The 18,141-nt window shown below is 73.1% G+C and carries 20 protein-coding genes; 11 read left to right on the forward strand and 9 right to left on the reverse strand.

The features are described 5' to 3' along the window. Nucleotides 1-84: 84 nt before the first annotated feature. Both ACWCYO_RS28000 and ACWCYO_RS28005 read right to left on the reverse strand, forming a co-directional pair. Nucleotides 85-288, reverse strand: a complete 204-nt coding sequence (locus ACWCYO_RS28000) for a DUF397 domain-containing protein (protein WP_449785736.1) — start codon at nt 286-288, stop codon at nt 85-87. Continuing rightward, entirely contained in the window at nt 288-1,157 is an 870-nt protein-coding gene (locus tag ACWCYO_RS28005; protein WP_449785737.1) for a helix-turn-helix domain-containing protein, read from the reverse strand. The genes ACWCYO_RS28000 and ACWCYO_RS28005 overlap by 1 nt, the downstream gene beginning before the upstream one ends. A gap of 283 nt (nt 1,158-1,440) precedes the next feature. On the opposite strand from ACWCYO_RS28005, the gene ACWCYO_RS28010 reads away from it, so the two are divergent. From ACWCYO_RS28010 to ACWCYO_RS28020, 3 genes are all read left to right on the forward strand, one after another. Next, on the forward strand, nt 1,441-1,878 hold the full coding sequence (locus ACWCYO_RS28010) for a hypothetical protein (RefSeq protein ID WP_449785738.1): 438 nt from the start codon (nt 1,441-1,443) through the stop codon (nt 1,876-1,878). Next, entirely contained in the window at nt 1,875-2,156 is a 282-nt protein-coding gene (locus tag ACWCYO_RS28015; protein ID WP_449785739.1) for a hypothetical protein, read from the forward strand. The genes ACWCYO_RS28010 and ACWCYO_RS28015 overlap by 4 nt, the downstream gene beginning before the upstream one ends. A gap of 171 nt (nt 2,157-2,327) precedes the next feature. Continuing rightward, entirely contained in the window at nt 2,328-2,993 is a 666-nt protein-coding gene (locus ACWCYO_RS28020; RefSeq protein WP_449785740.1) for a hypothetical protein, read from the forward strand. Here the strand turns inward: ACWCYO_RS28020 and ACWCYO_RS28025 are convergent. The 3 genes from ACWCYO_RS28025 to ACWCYO_RS28035 form a co-directional block, all read right to left on the reverse strand. After that, a complete protein-coding gene (locus ACWCYO_RS28025; RefSeq protein ID WP_449785741.1) occupies nt 2,963-3,478 on the reverse strand; it encodes a pyridoxamine 5'-phosphate oxidase family protein in 516 nt (171 codons plus the stop codon). The genes ACWCYO_RS28020 and ACWCYO_RS28025 overlap by 31 nt on opposite strands. 172 nt (nt 3,479-3,650) lie before the next feature. Next, entirely contained in the window at nt 3,651-4,319 is a 669-nt protein-coding gene (locus tag ACWCYO_RS28030) for a phosphatase PAP2 family protein (RefSeq protein ID WP_270143228.1), read from the reverse strand. Beyond that, nucleotides 4,319-5,005, reverse strand: coding sequence for a DedA family protein (locus ACWCYO_RS28035; RefSeq protein WP_449785742.1), 687 nt, complete (start codon nt 5,003-5,005; stop codon nt 4,319-4,321). Before ACWCYO_RS28035 ends, ACWCYO_RS28030 begins: the two co-directional genes overlap by 1 nt. Before the next feature lie 127 nt (nt 5,006-5,132). On the opposite strand from ACWCYO_RS28035, the gene ACWCYO_RS28040 reads away from it, so the two are divergent. The 3 genes from ACWCYO_RS28040 to ACWCYO_RS28050 all read left to right on the forward strand — a co-directional run bounded on the left by ACWCYO_RS28040 (nt 5,133) and on the right by ACWCYO_RS28050 (nt 8,724). After that, nucleotides 5,133-5,525 carry a BlaI/MecI/CopY family transcriptional regulator gene (locus ACWCYO_RS28040; RefSeq protein ID WP_270143232.1) on the forward strand — a complete coding sequence of 131 codons (393 nt, stop codon included), beginning with the start codon at nt 5,133-5,135 and terminating at the stop codon, nt 5,523-5,525. After that, a complete protein-coding gene (locus ACWCYO_RS28045) occupies nt 5,525-6,637 on the forward strand; it encodes a M56 family metallopeptidase (protein ID WP_333493448.1) in 1,113 nt (370 codons plus the stop codon). The genes ACWCYO_RS28040 and ACWCYO_RS28045 overlap by 1 nt, the downstream gene beginning before the upstream one ends. Before the next feature lie 515 nt (nt 6,638-7,152). Next, complete coding sequence (locus ACWCYO_RS28050; RefSeq protein WP_449785743.1) at nt 7,153-8,724, forward strand: GAF domain-containing protein; 1,572 nt, start codon at nt 7,153-7,155, stop codon at nt 8,722-8,724. On the opposite strand, the gene ACWCYO_RS28055 is transcribed toward ACWCYO_RS28050, so the two are convergent. Next, a complete protein-coding gene (locus ACWCYO_RS28055; RefSeq protein ID WP_270143236.1) occupies nt 8,643-9,143 on the reverse strand; it encodes an SsgA family sporulation/cell division regulator in 501 nt (166 codons plus the stop codon). The two genes, ACWCYO_RS28050 and ACWCYO_RS28055, sit on opposite strands and share 82 nt — an antisense overlap. 330 nt (nt 9,144-9,473) lie before the next feature. Here ACWCYO_RS28055 and ACWCYO_RS28060 point away from each other — a divergent pair, with 330 nt between their 5' ends. The 4 genes from ACWCYO_RS28060 to ACWCYO_RS28075 all read left to right on the forward strand — a co-directional run bounded on the left by ACWCYO_RS28060 (nt 9,474) and on the right by ACWCYO_RS28075 (nt 13,882). Beyond that, complete coding sequence (locus ACWCYO_RS28060; RefSeq protein WP_449785744.1) at nt 9,474-10,727, forward strand: hypothetical protein; 1,254 nt, start codon at nt 9,474-9,476, stop codon at nt 10,725-10,727. Between the two features lie 157 nt (nt 10,728-10,884). Next, on the forward strand, nt 10,885-12,198 hold the full coding sequence (locus ACWCYO_RS28065; RefSeq protein WP_449785763.1) for a TerD family protein: 1,314 nt from the start codon (nt 10,885-10,887) through the stop codon (nt 12,196-12,198). Nucleotides 12,199-12,348: 150 nt separating this feature from the next. After that, nucleotides 12,349-13,326, forward strand: coding sequence for an SGNH/GDSL hydrolase family protein (locus tag ACWCYO_RS28070; protein ID WP_449785745.1), 978 nt, complete (start codon nt 12,349-12,351; stop codon nt 13,324-13,326). Between the two features lie 67 nt (nt 13,327-13,393). Continuing rightward, nucleotides 13,394-13,882, forward strand: a complete 489-nt coding sequence (locus ACWCYO_RS28075; protein ID WP_449785746.1) for an N-acetyltransferase family protein — start codon at nt 13,394-13,396, stop codon at nt 13,880-13,882. A gap of 5 nt (nt 13,883-13,887) precedes the next feature. On the opposite strand, the gene ACWCYO_RS28080 is transcribed toward ACWCYO_RS28075, so the two are convergent. Further along, nucleotides 13,888-14,580, reverse strand: a complete 693-nt coding sequence (locus ACWCYO_RS28080) for an RraA family protein (RefSeq protein WP_449785747.1) — start codon at nt 14,578-14,580, stop codon at nt 13,888-13,890. Nucleotides 14,581-14,729: 149 nt separating this feature from the next. On the opposite strand from ACWCYO_RS28080, the gene ACWCYO_RS28085 reads away from it, so the two are divergent. Then, a complete protein-coding gene (locus ACWCYO_RS28085; protein ID WP_270143242.1) occupies nt 14,730-15,323 on the forward strand; it encodes a Uma2 family endonuclease in 594 nt (197 codons plus the stop codon). Nucleotides 15,324-15,384: 61 nt separating this feature from the next. On the opposite strand, the gene ACWCYO_RS28090 is transcribed toward ACWCYO_RS28085, so the two are convergent. Both ACWCYO_RS28090 and pruA read right to left on the reverse strand, forming a co-directional pair. Beyond that, nucleotides 15,385-16,314 carry a proline dehydrogenase family protein gene (locus ACWCYO_RS28090; protein ID WP_270143244.1) on the reverse strand — a complete coding sequence of 310 codons (930 nt, stop codon included), beginning with the start codon at nt 16,312-16,314 and terminating at the stop codon, nt 15,385-15,387. Between the two features lie 159 nt (nt 16,315-16,473). Next, nucleotides 16,474-18,102, reverse strand: a complete 1,629-nt coding sequence (gene pruA, locus ACWCYO_RS28095) for an L-glutamate gamma-semialdehyde dehydrogenase (protein WP_270143246.1) — start codon at nt 18,100-18,102, stop codon at nt 16,474-16,476. Nucleotides 18,103-18,141 lie beyond the last annotated feature (39 nt).

Raw genomic sequence — 18,141 nt, forward strand, 5'->3', positions numbered from 1 at the left:
CACTGAACACTCCCCATTCCGCTGAAATCTCTTCGCGGGGGGGGGGCCCAGCTCCCCCCCGGCCGGCCCCCCCCACGCCTCGAACTAGCCGAGCTCGCCGGCCTTGATGCCCGCGACGAGGCTCTGCCAGGCCTCCGGGGTGAACTCAAGGCTCGGGCCGCTCTTGTCCTTCGAGTCGCGGATCGCGACCCCCGAGGACAGCCGCAGCGCCTCCACGCAGGCCCCACCCTGCTCGCTGCTGTAACTGGACTTGAACCAACCGACTTCCTTGTCATGCAGAGGTTGCATCACATCTCCTTGGCTGCTTGCTTGAGCATGCTGATCGACCGATCGTGGCTGGCCGCCGTGCCGATCAGATCGGCCCACGTGTCCTCGTAGCCTCGCACGCGCTCACGATCATCTATCACCGTCGCCGAACCGAGCGCCTCAATATGCACGATCGGACCGACCTTCGGATCCTCGAAGCTCAGCACTGTGAACGAGCCCGTCATAGCAGGATGGAACCCCGCCTTGAAGGGCACAACCTGGAGCTTGATGTTGGCCGCCGTGGCACGCTTCGCCATATGGTCCAACTGCTCCCGCATCAGTTCGGCACTGCCCAACACTCGCCGGAGAACCGCCTCGTTGATGACCACGCCGAGCCTCGCGGGATCAGCCTCCCGTGCGAGAATCGCCTGGCGCTTGAGCCTGATTTCGACCAGCCGGTCGATCTCCTCCTGCGGTCGACGTGTATGCCGAAGCAACTCTCGCATGTACGACTCGGTCTGCAGCAGTCCCGGCACATACTCCGACTCATAGATCCGCACCTGCGCGGCGGCACCCTCGAGCCCCAAGTACGCCGAGAACCCAGGCAGGATGACCTGCTGGTACTCCTTGCTCTTCCACTCGTCCTTGTGCGTCTTCGTCACCAGCGCATACGCGGCCAGCAGTTCGGTCCGTTCCTCGCTCGCGCCGTACAGCCGGCACAGCGCCTCGACGTCCGTGGGCTGCACCCAGCCGTCGCCGGTTTCCAGCCGGGTCATCTTGGCCGCGGACCACTTGACCGTCTTCGCAACGTCGGTGGACGTCAAACCCGCCTCCTCGCGCAGCGCACGGAGTTCGAGTCTCAGTTTGAGTCGACACAGCGTGGGCGAACCCAGGTCGTTGCTTCCGGCCATGTGCGCTACCTGCTCCTCGGGTTGGCCTGCCACCGAGTCTGACGGCCCGGCAGCGGTGGAGCCACGGGTTGGACGAGGCCGACGATAGTCCAGGCGAGACGGGTCGGAGCCAAGAATGCTCCCTCGAACATGAATTCACCTCGCGAAATTTTCGCGAGCGAGTCGCGCATAGCGACTCTTTCCTGTCATGCTTTCCGTGTCGGAACGACTACGCACGGCACTCGCCCGCTGCGCCGACCACCCATCCCCCGACCCGCTCGCGCCTCCTCAAGGAGTGATCGCCATGGGATCCGCCTTCCGCGGACTCACCGCCCAGCGTCGCCGCGAGGCGGCCGACGCGTGCGACGACCTGATCGCCACGCTCACCGCCGCGGACGTCAAACTGCCTTCCGTCGCCGTCGATTGGCAGTGCGCGACGACCACCGGCATCGTGCTCATCGACCTCGGCGCCGCCCGGCCCGACGTCATCGTCCGGCTCACCGACGTCCTCCGCGACGGCGTGCGCGCCCGGCGGGCGCGGCACCCGTGGGTGCCCGCCGTCGGCGAGACCGTCACCATGACCCCCGCCGAGTGGCAGATCACCACACCGGGGGCGCCCCTCGTCCCGGCCGAAGTCGTCGAGGTGCGGGGCAACTTGGTCACCCTCTCCTATCAGGGTGTCCTCCGCCTGCGCCGCCTGCGCGAGATCGCCCCCTGGACCGGAGGTGACGACGATCGATGAGCACGCCGACCCCCGGCACGCCCCGCCCCGGCGACGTCCTCCACGACCGCAGAACCGGGCGCACCGGCGTCCTCATGGACGTCATCGGCGGCCGCTTCTACCTCCGCCCCGTGCGCGGCGGCATCGAGTGGACCACCCGCCCCGAGTACACCGGCCCGCCGGCCTCGCCCTCCTCGGCGCCGCCCTCGCCGTCCCGACGAGCGCAGGCCTCGCCGAACTCGCCGTCCGCCCCGTCCGCCACGACCACCCCGGCGCGGCGAACCTCCTCTTCCTCCTGATCGTCTGCGCCGGCCAGGTCCTCCTGACCCACGCCGCCTGCGCCGTCGCCCGGCGCCGCCGACGATGACCAGGAAGTCGGACCCGCCGACTTCCTGGCCGCACCCCGCCCGGAGGGCGTCAGGGGCCCGGCGTACGCTTCCACCGCGTCACACCGAGAACCGGGGGAAGCCATGGCTGGACCGAGAAGCAGACGCGGGACGATCGCGCTGGCGGTGGCGCTCACGCTGGCCGTTCCGGCCGGGACGTTCGGGCTGGTGCTGCTGAACGCGGACGCCGGGTTCGGCGCGGCCTTGCCGGTCGGGCTGGTACTCGGGGTCGCCTGGATCGTGGGCATGGTCCGGCTGCTCGGGGCTGCGGCGGGCTGCTGGGCGGCCGGGTTCGGCGTGGTGCTGTGGTTGATGGCGCTGGGGTCGGTGGCCTCCGCCCGGGACTCGGTGATCCTGAGCACCTCCGGGGTGACGGTCACCGCCCGCGTCACGGCCGCGTACGACTACCAGCAGGGCAAGCACCCGTACTCGGGTTACACGCTCGTGGACGAGAACGGCACGCCGATCCCGAACGGCACCGTCACCACCGGCCTGCGCTCGCACGCGGTCGGCGACCGGCTCGCCGTCCGCTACGACCCCGGGGGCGTCGCGACGGCACGCCTCCCGGAGGACATCGACGTCCCCGGTGAGCTGGCCGTCGCCTTCGGGCTCAACGCCTTCGTGATGGCCGTCACCGCCGGCCTCGGCGCCTCGGTGGTCCACAACGGCCGCCCGCGCCGGGTCCCGTTCCCCCCGCGGGGCATGGTCATCGGGCGCAACTACCCCCGCACCACCCGGGCCCGCAGGTAGTTGCGCCGGCCGAAGTTCGGCTCGTCGACCGCCGTCAGCTCCTCGACCTGGAACCGGTACAGCGCCGCCGCCCCGCCCCCGGTGAGGTACTGCCGCCGGAGCTCCTCGTCCTGGGCGAAGGACGGGTAGCGCCCCTGGTACGCCGCCAGCGCCGCCTCCGCCTGGCGCCCCCAGGCCTCGCTCGCGCTGCCGGTCAGCTGGACTCCGCGCAGTTGTTCGCCGAAGGCGGGCGGCGGCAGGAAGACGGTGGCGGCGGCCCGGGCCTCCTCGGCGAGGTGGTGGCTGTGCCGGGTGGCGCGCTCGCTGACGAAGTACAGGACGAGGTCGTCGTCGTAGGCGAAGAAGGCCAGGTTGGCGTGCGGCCCGTGCTCGCGGCCGGCGGTGGCGAGGGTGAGCACCATGGCTTCGGCGAGCAGCCCCTCGACGCCCTTGTGCAGCAGGTCGCCCGGCCAGTCCCCCTGCGTGATGTCGAGTCGGTACGGCATTCGGCACTCCCTCCGCTGGCGCCCGGTGCCTTCGTGCCCCGAGCGCGCCTGAGTACGGCTGAGAACGACTGAGCCGGGCGGGCGCCCCCGGTCAGGGGGCCCCACGCCCGGCTCACATGCTCCACCCGTCGTCCGAAACCGGACAAGGGGCAGGCCGCTCAGGAAATCGCCGCTACCGCGCCCGGTGCGAGGCGTACCCGCGGGTCACCACCGGCATCGCGCCGGGGCCCAGCAGCGGGCGCAGCGCGCCGGAACGCATCCGGTCCACCAGCGGTCCGCAGCGGCCGGCCAGCGGCGCGAGCACCAGCGCCACCAGGATGCCGACGAGCGCGCCGGCCGCCACGTCGTGCGGGTAGTGCACGCCGACCCAGACCCGGGAGGCCGCCATCAGCACCGCGAAGACGGTGGCGACGGCGCCGAGCCGACGGCTGACGAACCAGAGCGAGATCGCGGCGGCGAAGGCGATCACCGAGTGGTTGCTCGGGAAGGACCAGTCACCGCTGGTCGCGCTCGGGCAGGTCTCCAGCGAGATGCTGCCGCGGATCTGGGCGCACGGTCGGACCTCTTCGACCATGTTCTTCAGGACGGAGTTGATGCCGTACGCGACGACCACGATCACCGGGGAGGCCAGCACCTTGGCCATCACCGCGGACTCGGCGCCGCGCGCCCGCCACCAGGCGTAGAGCATGAACAGCGCGAAGAGTCCGAGGCCGATCGCCGACCAGATCTTGATCACGTCGTCCAGCCAGTGCGGGGCCGACTGCGCCCACCCGTTGACCCGGGTGTAGAGGCTGCCGTCGATCCCGCTGCCGTCGTAGACGGCCAGGGCCCGAGAGGACATCACACGTCACCTCCGTGACGGCGCGCCGTACGGGCGCGGAACAGTTCGAGAACAATGGGGAGCACGGAGACAACTACTACCAGACCGATGATCGGCAGCAGATACTGGTCGATCCCGGGTATCGAGGATCCGAGCCCGTACCCGGCCAGCACCACGCCGACGGTCCAGACCGCGCCGCCGGCCACCTGCCAGACGGTGAACGAGCGAACCGGCACGTCGAGCACGCCGCAGAGCGGATTCAGCACCGTCCGGACGATCGGGATGAACCGGGCGAGCACGATCGCCTTGCCGTGCCCGTACCGGGCCAGCAGTTCCTCGGCCCGTTCGACGCCCTCCAGCAGGCTCTTGCGCTTGGTGCGGCCCAGCAGCGCCCGGCCGCCGCGGCGGCCGATCAGGTAGCCGACCTGGGCCCCGGCCAGCGCGCCGACCAGGGCGGCGGGCAGCACCTGCCACAGGTGCAGCTGCGGGCCGGTGGTGGCGCCGGGGACGCAGAGCAGGCCCGCGGTGAACAGCAGCGAGTCGCCGGGCAGGAAGAAGCCCACCAGCAGGCCGGTCTCGGCGAACAGCACCATGGCGATGCCGAGGGTGCCGAAGGCGGCGAGCAGCGAGGACGCGTCCAGCGGGTTCACCGCGAGGTGAGAGCCGACCGCGAGGTGAGCGGCCGGAGCGGCAGGGAACTGAAGCAAGGCTGGCGGACCTCCCGTACGTTGGAGGGCGGCTTCACCGCGGTTCACCGCGGAACCCGCCCGGGACCGTCTACAGTGACGTAGACGGTCTACATGACTGTAGACGATAGCTGGAGGAAGCGCCGCCATGTCTGACGTACCGTCCGCCCGCCGGCCCGCCGGGGAGCTGGAGGCCGAGGTGCTGGCCGCCCTCTGGTCCGCCCGGCAGCCGATGACGCCGCAGGACGTCCAGACGGCGCTCGGCGGGGACCTCGCCCGCACCACCATCGCGACGATCCTGGCCCGGCTGCACGACAAGGGGACGGTCGAACGCACCCGGGCCGGCCGCGCCTACGCGTACACCCCGACCGTCCAGGACACCGCGGGCCTCGCCGCCCGCCGGATGCACACCGAACTGGGCCGCGAGGCCGACCGCTCCACCGTGCTCGCCCGCTTCGTCTCCGACCTCTCCGCCGAGGACGAACAGCTGCTGCGCGAACTGCTCGGCGACGGCGCACCGGGATCGGCGGGCGCACCGTGATGCTCGCCGTCTGGGCGCCGCTGCTGCTGCCCTTCCTCACCGCCCCGCTGGCCCGCCGGCTCGCCGAGGCGCTCCCGCCCCGGGCCGCCGCCTGGCTGCTGGCCGGCACCGCCGCCGTGCTGGCCGGCGGCACCGTCTGCTCGCTCGGGCTGCTCGCCACCGCCGGGCTGCTCCAGCTGCCCCCGGTCGCCGCCCTCGGCCACCTCTCGCTGCCCTGGCTCACCGCCGCCGCGCCCAGCGCCCCGCTCGCGGCCGCGCTGGCCGGCCTGGTACTCGCCGCGCTCACCGCACTGGCGGTACGGACCGCCCGGCGACGGCACCTGGAACTGCGGGCCGCCCGCGCCGCCCTGCCCGCCGACGGCCCGTACCCGGACGACGACGCCGACCCGCACTCAGGCGGCCACGCCGGTGACCGGCATCCGGACGTGCGCCCCATGCACGCCTCCATGCACCGCACGCGCGCCACCGAGTGGCTACGGCGGCCCCTGGCCCGGCTGCGGCAGCCGGACGAGCACCCGCTCACCGTGCTGGACGACGAGCGCGCCGACGCCTTCGCCCTCCCCGGGCGCCTGCGCCGCCCCGGCCGGACCGGCGAACCCGGCCGGATCGTGGTCACCTCCGGAATGCTGCGCGCCCTCAGCGGGCCCGAGCGCGCCGCCCTGCTCGCCCACGAACGCGCCCACCTGACCGGCCGCCACCACGTCTTCCTCGCCCTCGCCGAGCACGCCGCCGACCTCCACCCGGCGCTGCGCCCGCTGCGCGCGCCCCTCGGGTACCACCTGGAGCGCTGGGCCGACGAGGTGGCCGCCGCCCGGATCGGCGACCGCGCCGTGACCGCCCGCGCGGTCGGCCGGGCCGCCCTCGCCGCCAGCCGCTCGCCCTGGCCGGCCCGCCCCCAGCTGGTCGCCGCCGCGCACTCCGGCCCCGTCCCGCGCCGGGTCGCCGCCCTGCTCCAGCCCCGCCCCTCCACCACCCCGGCCACCCGCCTGCGGGCCGTCGCCCTGGCCCTGGCCGCCTGCCTGGCATTGACCACCGGCGCCACCCTGGAGGCCACCGCCGACCTGCACCACACCGTCGAGGCCGCCCAGCACGAACCCGGCGCGCAACGCTGACCCGGCCGTCCGCACCCGCTGGCGCTCCCTCGTCACCGCCCGCCCGGACCGCTCGCACGGCGGCAGCCCTCAGACGGACCTCACCGTTCCTCTGGACTGATCAGGAGTGAATCCCGATGAACGTCCGACCGTCGCCGCCGCCCGCAACGGCGCCCTGTCCACCGCCACCATGGCCGACGTCCTACGGCTGCGCCGCGAACGGGGCGGGGACCTGCCGGGTGAGTGACGAGGAGCCGGACGACCTGTGGCCGGTCCTGCCGTCCGAAGCCCGCATCGTCCCCCTCTGACGAACCACCGCCCTCGTAGTCCGGTTCTGCATCCGGCCGGTGGCTCACCCCGACACGAAGCCGCCGGCACGCCTCGGTACGAAGCCGCCGGCGCGCCTCCGAACGGTTTCCGTACCGGGCGGTTTGCGGAGTTGGCAGACCCCATGCCCACATCCGCACCGCCCCCGTACGCTTTCGTCAGCGCGTCGACCCCGGCGCGTCCTCGAACGGCGGCGAGGAGCAACAGGAGTGCGGCAGACCGGACGGCAGTCCCGACGACCCGAGCGCCGCACCCCACCGACGGCGGCGGAGCTGGCCAAGGTCCACGAGCGCACCCTCGCCGACGCCGCCGCCCGCGAACTCGCGCTCCCCGAAACCGGCGGGCCCGGCGGACCCCGCGGATCCGGCGGCCCGAACGGGCCGGGCCTGCTCGAACCCCGTCCCGAGATCGGCGACTCCTGGGCCCGGCTGCGCCGCCTCGGCCTCGACCCCGACACCGGCGCCGCCGCCGTCCTGCTCGGCCCCGCCGAACTGGAGCAGCGCCGCCGGGCCAGCGGCCTCGACAGCGTCATGCCGGTGCTGCGCGAGACCCTGCTCGAGCCGGTGGGCCAGTCGCCGCTGATCGTCGCCATCGCCGACGCCGAGGGCCATGTGCTCTGGCAGGAGGGCGAGCGCGGCCTGCGCCGCAGCGCCGACCGGATCGGCTTCGTCACCGGCGCCCGCTGGACCGAGGAGAGCGTCGGCACCAACGGCATCGCCGTCGCACTGCGGGCCCAGCGCCCGATGCACGTCCACTCCGCCGAGCACTACCTGCGCAGCCACCACACCTGGACCTGCGTGGCCGCGCCCGTGCACGACCCGGCCACCGGCCGGCTGGTCGGCGCGATCAACCTCAGCGGCCCGGCCCACAACGTCCGCCCGTACCTGCTCCAGCTCACCGCCACCGCCGCCCGGCTCGCCGAGACCGAGCTGCGCGCCCACCGGCTGGAGGCCCTCAACCAGCTGCGCACCCTGGCCGCCCCGCTGCTCGCCCGGGTCGGCGGCCCGGCGCTGGTGGTGGACGCGGCCGGCTGGACCGCCGCCTCGGCCGGACTGCCGCCGCCCAGCCGGCTGCGCATCCCCAGCGAGGGCTGGGCCCCGGCCGCGGTGCACTGGGTGCCGGGGCTGGGCGAGTGCGTGCTGGAACCGCTCGCGGACGGCTGGCTGGTGCGCCCGGTCCGCCCGCCCGAGCCTGACGGCTCCGGCACGGTGAGCGCCGAACAGGCCGAGGGTGCCCGGCTGCTGCTCGACCTGCGCCGGCCGGACCGCCCCGAACTGTCCGTCCGCGGCGCGGCCGACAGCTGGTCGCACCCGGTCAGCCCGCGCCACGCCGAACTGCTGCTGCTGCTCGCCACCACCCGGGAGGGCAGCACCGCGGCGCAGCTCGCCGAGGGCCTGTTCGGGGACGCGGGGCGGACGGTGACGGTCCGTGCCGAACTGTCCCGGCTGCGCCGCTACCTGGGCGGCCTGCTGGCCCACCGGCCGTACCGTTTCGCCGACTCGGTGCTGGTCACCGTGGAGGCGCCGGAGGAGCCGTACGACCTGCTGCCCGCCTCCACCGCACCCGCCGTACGACGGCTGCGGGCGGAGCTGGCGGCGGGCCGGGTCCGGCTGCCGGGTGCCACGGCGCCCGTTCCCTCTCCGCTGCCGTCGCCGTGCACGGCAGCGGAGCCGCCGCCCGGGGTTCAGCCACCCGGCGTTCAGCCGCCCGCGAGCAGTGCGGCCAGCTGGGCGTCGGTGGGGCCGCAGTCGCGCTCCCGCTCGACCGAGACCAGCGCGTAGGTGCGGTCCAGCCAGGCCCGCACCCGGGGCTTGGAGACCTCCAGCAGCGCGCTGCCGTGCGGGGATTCGAGTGCCAGGTGCAGCGTCGCGCCGTGGCAGGGGCAGTACGCCGGCCACAGCTTGACGTCGCCCTGCCCGCTCAGCGTCTGCAGGCCGTCGCGCAGCAGGTCGCGCGAGAACACCCAGTCCGCCTCGTCCGGACGCCCCAGGTGGAAGGTCAGCAGGACCTCGTAGGGGCGCGCGGCGTCGAAGCGGAACCGGGTGCGCACCTCGCCGACCACCTCGTCGCCCAGCGAGATCCGCAGCGTCAGCACCTCCTCCACCGCCGCCGGAGCGGCGGTGGAGCCGCCCCCATCGCCGCCCGTGGGGGTGGCGGCGAGGGGGGCACTGGAGGCTGCGGACAGCGGGTCGGGCGGCATGACGGTCTCTCCGGGAACGGCGCGGGATGTCATCAGCCTGCGCCACCCGCGGCCGGGCGGGCAAGGGTTGCAAGGGGGTTGCAACATCCCCTCGTCCGGCCCGACCGACCCCTGCCCGGCGTGTCAGACGGACCGTCAACTTCCGCTCGTCGAACGGATGTCCGGAAAATGGTGGGATTCCGTCCGCCATCCTGCCACCCGCTGGTACGCTCTCCCCCTCCCGACGCGGGCCCGCAGCGGGACCGGTCCGGGACGGCCGGATCCGGGCCCCTCACCGGTGCGTGGGAGAATACGGCGACGCGACGGCGACTTCGGGGAGGGAGGGGTCCGGTGGCTGTGCGTGGGGAGACCGCGCGGGACGTGCAGCACGAGCCCGCACGGCAGGGTCGACACGGTCGGCCACGCCCGTTCGGCGGCCGGTTCCGGCTGCCCACCCTCCGCTTCTCCGGCGCCGCGATGGCGATGTCCACCGTCGTCGGCATCAGCATCGCCACCACCCTCCTGCTGAACGAGCAGCAGGGCATCGGCCGACGGGCCGGCGTCGCCCGGGTCGGCAGCACCCCGCCGCCCAGCCCGGGCTCCACCGACCAGGCCGAGGCGGCCTCCGAGCGGACCCCGGACACGCCCGCGCCCTCCGGTCGCCCGCACGGCCCGAAGCCCTCGGGGCACGCCTCGACCCACCCGGCCGGCCCGGCGAACGCCGCGGCCACGCCGCCGGCTGGGCTGCGGGCGGGCACGGCGGTCCCGGTCACGCCGTCCACCGGCGGTCAGGCCTCCGCCGGGCACGACCCCCGGTCCTCGGCCCCTGCGGGTGGCACCGGGACGGACGGGCAGCCGGACGCCGGAGCCTCCCCCTCGGCCACCCCGGCCACCCCTGCCACGCCGTTCGCACCGTCCGCCGGGCAGACCGACGCCGGACAGTCCCCGACCCCGCCCGGGCTCCAGCCGACCACCCCGGCCCGCCCCGGCCCCGCCTTCCCCGCCCCCGGCCGCCCGCTGCCGCCGCCCGAGGCCGCCGTCCCGGGCCCGGGGTCGAACGCGGGCCCGGGCACTTCCGTCGGGGCCACCGGCACCGACGCCACCGACACCACCGCCACCACCGGCACCGACACCTCCGAGACCGCGGGTGCCGGCCCGGAGGCCGACCAAACCCTGACCGGCACCGGCCTGACCACCCCCCTCGGACGCGACGGCCTCCGGCACGCGCTCGACCTCACCGTGGCCGAACCGGTCACCGCCCTGCAGGCCGAATTCCGGCTCGCTCCGGGCGAGTTGGCCCCCGGCGGCGGCGCCGCCTGGACCGACCTGCCGGGCGCCGTGGTGACCACCCAGCAGGAACGCGGCACCCTGGTCTACCGCTTCACCACCCCGCCCGGCACCGACGTCAAGCCCGGCCGCTACACCTTCGCGGTGCGCGGCGCCCGCCCGGCCGACCAGGTCGGCCCGGTCCGCAAGCCGGGCCCGCAGGAGAGCTGGAACGCCGCCGCCTTCGGCATCGACCACCCCCGCGCGGTCGCCGCGCTCGGCTGCTTCGGCCCGCTGCTCCCGCAGCCCGCCCAGCACCTGGCGCACCGGGCCCGCTGACCGTCCGTCGGCCGATCCGATCGTCCTACCGGCAGCAGCTCATCGGGCTCATCTCCGTACCCACGTTCGTTACGGTAGGCAGCACCCGGCCCGGTGCCCCACCGGCCCCGGCCCGGGCCGTCGTTCCGCACCCGAGGAGGAGTCCTTGTCCACCGTCCTGACCCAAGGCGGCAACGCACCGCTGACCGCCGCGCGGGTGACCGTCGAGGTCACCGCGCCCAAGGCGCTGGACGTCTCCGGCCTGCTGCTGACCGACGCCGGCAAGGTCCGCTCGGACGCCGACTTCGTCTTCTTCAACGCCCCGCACGGACCCGGCGTCAGCCTCCGCCCGGCCTCCGCCGGAGCACCGGACGCGATCACCGTCGACACCCCGGCCGTCCCGGCCGACATCAGCAAGGTCGTGATCACCGCCAGCCCGGCCGACCAGTCCGCCACCTTCGCCGGGATGGAGCCCACCGCCACCGTCCGGGACGCCGACACCGGCGACGTGCTGGTCACCTTCACCCCGCCCCGACTGGGCCTGGAGACCGCGCTCATCGTGGTCGAGGTCTACCGGCGGAACGGGGTCTGGAAGGTGCGTGCCGTCGGCCAGGGCTACGCCGACGGCCTGGCGGGCATCGCCACCGACTTCGGCGTCACCGTCGACGACTCCCCCGCCCCGGCCGCGGCCTCGCCGAGCGCGCCGACCGTCCAGATCCACTCCACCGCCGAGGTCGCCCCGCCAGCCCCACCCGTCCCGCCGCTGCCGCCCGTTCCCCCGGCGCCGCCCGTGCCGCCCGTCCCCCCGGTCGACCCCCGGATCGCCCTCGCCACCATCCCGTCGATGCCCACCACACCCCCGGCACCGGCCGCCCCGGCAGCCCCGACGGCACCCCCGGCACCGGCCGAGCGTCCCAAGGTCACCCTGGACAAGGGCCGGGTCAGCCTGGTCAAGGGCAGCTCCGTCTCCCTGGTGAAGAACGGCCGCCCCTTCCTCTCCTCGGTCCGGATGGCCCTCGGCTGGGAGTCCGCCGCCCGCGGCCGGGACATCGACCTGGACGCCTCCTGCCTCGCCTTCGACGCCCGGCACCAGCGCCTGGAGACGGCCTGGTTCATGAAGCTGACCATCTTCAACGGCGCGATCGCCCACTCCGGCGACAACCTGGTCGGCGGTGACGGCGGCGACGACGAGTCGATCACCGTCCACCTCGAGGGCCTGCCGCCCGAGGTCCACGCGCTGGTGTTCGTGGTCAACTCCTTCTCCGGCCAGAAGTTCACCGAGCTGCGCAACGCCTACTGCCGCCTGGTCGACGTGCGCACCGAGGAGGAGCTGGTCCGCTTCGACCTCACCCAGTCCGAGCCGCGCACCGGCGTGGTGATGTGCAAGCTGGTCCGCCGCCCCTCCGGCGAGTGGGAGATGACGGCGCTCGGCGAGTTCGTCGACGGCAAGACCGCCCGGGCGATGATCGAGCCCTCCGCCGCCCTCCTCTGACCGGTCCCGACCCTCTCCTCCGACCGACCCCAACGTCAGTCCCGCGCCACTGAATTCACCCCCCTGAGCTATCAAGTCGTCCACGGTGCGACTCGATTGACTCTCAGGGGGGTGAAGCGCACTCTCCCCTTCCGCCGTTGAGGAGAGACCGTGCCCCGCTTCCCGTCCCGCCTCGCCGTCGCCGGCACCGCCGCCGCGCTCACCCCCGCCCTGATCGCCCCCACGATCGCCCCCACCGCCGCCCAGGCGACCACCAAGCCCGCCACCCGCGCCACCGCGCCGAAGTGGGCCGCCCTCGGCGACTCCTACACCGCCGGAGTCATCGAGGCCACCGGCGACCTGACCGAGCCCCAGGAAGGCTGCGCCCGCACCACCGGCTCCTACCCCGAGATCATCCGCCGCGACCTCGGCTCGCTGACCGACCTGCGCAACGTCAGCTGCGGCGGCGCCACCACCCTGGACGTCCACGCGAACAAGCAGAGCCCGATCGGCCGCCCGCTCCCGCCGCTCGGCACCGACCCCAACGCCCCCTACCCGCCCGTGCCGCCGCAGATCGACGCCGTCGACCCGGACACCAAGGTGATCACCGTCGGCGTCGGCGGCAACGACCTCGGCTTCGGCCAGATCCTCAAGGACTGCATCGAACTCGGCGCCACCAACCTCGGCCTGGGCACCCCCTGCAAGGACAAGTACGACGCCCAGATCCCCGGCCGACTCGACCGACTGCGCGCCGACTACCCCACCATGCTCGGCGCGCTGCAGCAGCAGGCGCCCTCCGCCAGGATCTACACCGTCGGCTACCCGCACCTGATCCCCGAGGACGCCACCCTCTGCCGGTACGGCAACCCGCTGCAGTTCGCCACCTTCACCACCGGCGACCTCGCCTGGGCCCGCACCCGCATCCTGGAGCCGCTCAACCTGGTCATCCGGCAGGCGACTTCAGCCCGGCAGGACACCTTCGTCGACCTCTACCCCGGCTCCGCCGGGCACAGCGCCTGCGACGCCGACCACTGGCTGGACGGCGTGCTGACCAGCGTCGTCCCCCTCAAGTACGCCGTGATCCACCCCAACGCCAAGGGCCAGGCCTTCGCCGCCACCCAGGTCGAGGACACCGTCCTCGGCGGCTGACCGGCACCCGTCGGCGCACACCGGAAATCGACTGGCCCGACCGCCCGTTCGGGATCATCCTGGTCCGATGCACATCCGCGAAGCCACCCCCGACGACTGGCCGGCCATCTGGCCCTTCTTCCACACCATCGTCGCGGCCGGCGAGACCTTCCCCTATCCCCTCGACATGCCCTCCGAGCTGGGTCGGGAGTGGTGGATGCACTCCGCCCCCGACCGCACGGTGGCCGCCGTCGACACGGACGGCACGGTCCTCGGCACCGCCACCATGAACCGCAACCGCCCCGGCAACGGCGCGCACGTGGCCAGCGCCAGCTACATGGTCGACCCGGCGCACCACGGCCAGGGCATCGGGCGGGCCCTGGTCGAGTACACCCTCGACTGGGCTCGCCGGGCCGGCTTCCGCGCCATGCAGTTCAACGCGGTGGTCGCCAACAACCACCACGCCGTCAAGCTCTACCGGTCACTGGGTTTCGAGATCGTCGGCACCGTCCCCGAGGCCTTCCACCACCCGGTGGACGGCTATGTCGGCCTGCACGTCATGTACCGCCCGCTGTGACCGACTCACTCCTCGATCGCCCCGCCGACCGTGCGCAGGTGCCGCCGGAAGCTGTACGACGGGTCGGCGGCGCGCCGCTCCAGGTACTCCTCGAACCGGGTCTGCTTCCGCAGCGTGTCGCCGGCGGCGATCCGCTCCGCCTGCGCGCGCTCGGTCCGGGCGATCCCGGCGGCGGTCTCCAGTACCTCCTCCACCCGGTCGGCCGGCACGAACAGCACCCCGTCCGCATCCGCGAACACCACGTCCTCGGCGGTCACCAGGTGCGGCCCGACCCGCGCCGACACCAGCGCCTCCGGCTCCCACGCGTCCAGCCGCAGCGGCCCCAGCGGCAGCGCGCCGTAGCTGAACACCGGCAGCCCGATCTCCACCAGCTCCGGCGTGTCCCGGTGCAGCCCCCACACCACGATCCCGGCCACCCCGGCGGCCCGCGCCTCCAGCACCGCGAGGTCCCCGATGCACGCCTCGTCCGTCCGCCCGCCGTTGTCGATCACCAGCACATCCCCGTCCCGCGCCGCCCCGTACGCCTCCAGGAACACGTCCACGCTCCCGTAGTGCCGCACCGGCAGCACCCGCCCCGCCACCCGCGCCCCGGCGGCCACCCCAGCCACCCCGCTCGGCGCCACCCGCACCCCAACCCCGAGCCGTACGCACGAGTCCGCCACCAACGGCGTGGACAGCCCCTCGAAAGCCTTCAGCATCCCCAACTCCTCCCACCGAACGCCCAGTTGACCAGCACCGGAATCCTACGCCGGGCTTCAAACTCACACCATCGAGCGAAAGTCCGCCGTGCACTGCATAACCCGGCCCGGCAGCGAACAGCGTGACGCCCATCTGAAGGAGGGGCATCATGACTGCTGTGGCGCATGAGCAACCGATCACGGGCTCCCCATCGCAGGCCGACATCCTGCTGGAGAGCTTCCTGAGCCTGCACTCCCCCGAAGGCTTCCGAGCTGAGCTGATCGAGGGAGAGATCATCGTGGCACCACCGCCGGACGGCGATCACGAGGACTACATCGACCTGCTGATCGACCAGGTGAAGGCGAAGTCCGAGGTCCACATGCAAGTGTCCGGCGGCAAAGGCCTTCGCCTCGTGAGCGGCGGCCTCTGTCCGAAGAACCACGTCATCCCGGACGCGACCTTCGCCCCGAGAAGCCTCCGGCTCTTCCGCGGTGCTCCGCCCTGGATGGAGCCGGACGGTGTGGCCCTGGTCGCCGAGATCACCTCGACGAAGCCGGACCAGGACCGCATCGCCAAGCGGCACTGCTACGCCCGGGCCGGGATTCCGCTCTACGTGCTCGTCGACCGCGAGAAATCCCAGATCAGCCTCTTCAGCAAGCCGCACCGCGAGGAGTACACCGAGGTCCACCTGGCCGCCTTCGGTGAACCGCTTGCCTTCCCCGCCCCGTTCGACTTCGAGCTGGACACCAAGGACTTCCTCTAGGAAACACGGAACGGCCCGCACCCCCCGTCAGGGGTGCGGGCCGTTCATCCTGCCGCCAGGGTCAGTTGCGGGTGGCCATGGCGCGCAGGAAGAAGGTGAGGTTGGCGGGGCGCTCGGCGAGACGGCGCATGAAGTAGCCGTACCACTCCTGGCCGTACGGGAGGTAGACCCGCACGGTGTTGCCCTCGCCGGCGAGGCGCAGCTGCTCCTCGGGGCGGATGCCGTACAGCATCTGGTACTCGAAGGAGTCCCGGTTGCGGTTGTTCCACTGGGCCAGCTGGCCGGCGATCTTGATCATGTTGGGGTCGTGCGAGGCGATCATCGGGTAGCCCTCGCCCGCCATCAGGACCTTCAGGGCGCGGACGTACGCGAGGTCGACCTCGTGCTTGCCCTGGAAGGCGACCGACTCGGGCTCCTTGTACGCGCCCTTGCACAGCCGCACGCGGGAGCCGGCGCCGGAGAACTCGCGGCAGTCGGCCTCGGTGCGGCGCAGGTAGGCCTGGAGCACGATGCCCAGCCAGGGGTAGTCCGCCCGCAGCTCGCGCGCGATGGCGAGGGTGGAGTCGGTGGTGGTGTGGTCCTCCATGTCGAGGGTCACCGTGGTGCCGGCGTCGGCGGCGGCCTCGCAGATGCGGCGGGCGTTCTCCAGTGCGATCTTCTCGCCGTCCACCGGCAGGAACTGGCCGACAGCCGACAGCTTGACCGACACCTCGGCGCCGGCGGCGAGGCCGGTCTCCTTGAGGGCCTTGAGCAGGTGCTCGTAGGCCTCGGCGGTGGCGGCGGCCTGGGCGGCGTCCTTGGTGTCCTCGCCGAGGTGGTCGAGGGTGACCTTGCGGCCGGTGGCGACCAGGTCGTCGCAGGCGGTGACGGCGTCGTCGAGGGCGTCACCGGCGACGAAGCGCTCGACTATCGCGTGGGTCGGGGGGAACTTCTCGACCACGGTGCGGACCTGGGGGGACCGGGAGGCCGCGAGAAGGGCGGAACGGAGCATCGTGACTCCTGGAGCTGGTGTTTCCAAGGGTGGCAGAAAGCGGCCGGGGCGGCGGTACGGGGGTTTTGACGCCGCCCCGGCGGGCGACGTCCGGCTGCGGGACCGGGCGTCGCGGGTGACCGATGGCCTCTACAGCGGATCGATCGGCAACAGGGCTGGTCAGCCCATGTGCGGGTAGCGGTAGTCGGTCGGCGGGACGAAGGTCTCCTTGACCGAGCGGGTCGAGGTCCAGCGCGCCAGGTTCTGCTTGGCGCCGGCCTTGTCGTTGGTGCCGGAGGCCCGGCCGCCACCGAAGGGCTGCTGGCCGACGACGGCGCCGGTGGGCTTGTCGTTGATGTAGAAGTTGCCGGCCGCGAAGCGCAGCTTGTGCATCGCGTCCTGGGCCGCCGCGCGGTCCTGGGCGATGATCGAGCCGGTCAGGCCGTAGGCCGACACCGACTCCATCTGCGCCAGCATCTCCTCGTACTTCTCGTCCTCGTAGACGTACACGGCGAGGATCGGGCCGAAGTACTCGTCGCGGAAGTACTCCGAGGCCGGGTCCTGGCAGACCAGGACGGTCGGGCGGACGAAGTAGCCGACCGAGTCGTCGTAGGTGCCGCCGGCGAGGACCTCGACCTGCGGGTCCGCCTGGGCGCGGTCGATGGCGGCCTTGTTCTTGGCGAAGGCGCGCTCGTCGATGACGGCCGACATGAAGTTGGACAGGTCGGTGACGTCGCCCATGGTGAGGCCGTCGACCTCGGCGGCGAAGTCGTCCTTCAGCTGCGCCCACAGCGAGGCGGGGACGTAGGCGCGGGACAGCGCCGAGCACTTCTGGCCCTGGAACTCGAAGGCGCCGCGGGTCATCGCGGTCTTCAGCACGGCGAGGTCGGCGGACGGGTGGGCGACCAGGAAGTCCTTGCCGCCGGTCTCGCCGACGATCCGCGGGTAGGTGCGGTAGCCGGCGATGTTCTCGCCCACGGTGCGCCACAGGTGCTGGAAGGTGGCGGTGGAGCCGGTGAAGTGGATGCCGGCCAGCGCCGGGTGCTTCAGGGCGACGGCGGAGACGTCCAGGCCGTCGCCGGTCACCATGTTGATGACGCCCTTGGGCAGGCCGGCCTCCTCCAGCAGCTGCATCAGCAGGTGCGCGGAGTACTGCTGGGTCGGGGACGGCTTCCACAGCACCACGTTGCCCATCAGCGCGGGCGCGGTCGGCAGGTTGCCGGCGATCGCGGTGAAGTTGAACGGGGTGATCGCGTAGACGAAGCCCTCGAGCGGGCGGTGGTCGCTGCGGTTCCACACGCCGTCCGAGGAGATCGGCTGCTCGGCCATGATCTGACGGGCGAAGTGCACGTTGAAGCGCAGGAAGTCGACCAGCTCGCAGGGGGTGTCGATCTCGGCCTGCTGGGCGGTCTTGGACTGGCCGAGCATGGTGGCGGCGGCCAGGGTCTCGCGCCACGGGCCGGCCAGCAGGTCGGCGGCCTTGAGGAAGATCGCGGCGCGGGAGTCGAAGGAGAGCGCCTGCCAGGCCGGGGCAGCGGCCAGGGCAGCATCGATGGCGTCCTGCGCGTCGGCCTGGGTGGCGTTGCGCAGGGTGCCGAGCCGAGCCGCGTGGTTGTGCGGCTGGACGACGTGGATCTCGGTGCCGCCGCCCATCCGGCGCTCACCGTTGATCGTCATGGTCAGCTGGACCGGCTCCTGGCCGCCCAGCTCCTTCAGCTTGGCCTCCAGACGAGCCCGTTCCGGGCTGCCGGGGGCGTAGCTGTGGACCGGCTCGTTCACCGGCGCGGGGACCTGGGTCACAGCGTCCATGAGGCGCACGCTCTCCTTCGTTCGATGCGAGGGGGATGC

The organism is Kitasatospora sp. NPDC001683, from assembly GCF_053596495.1.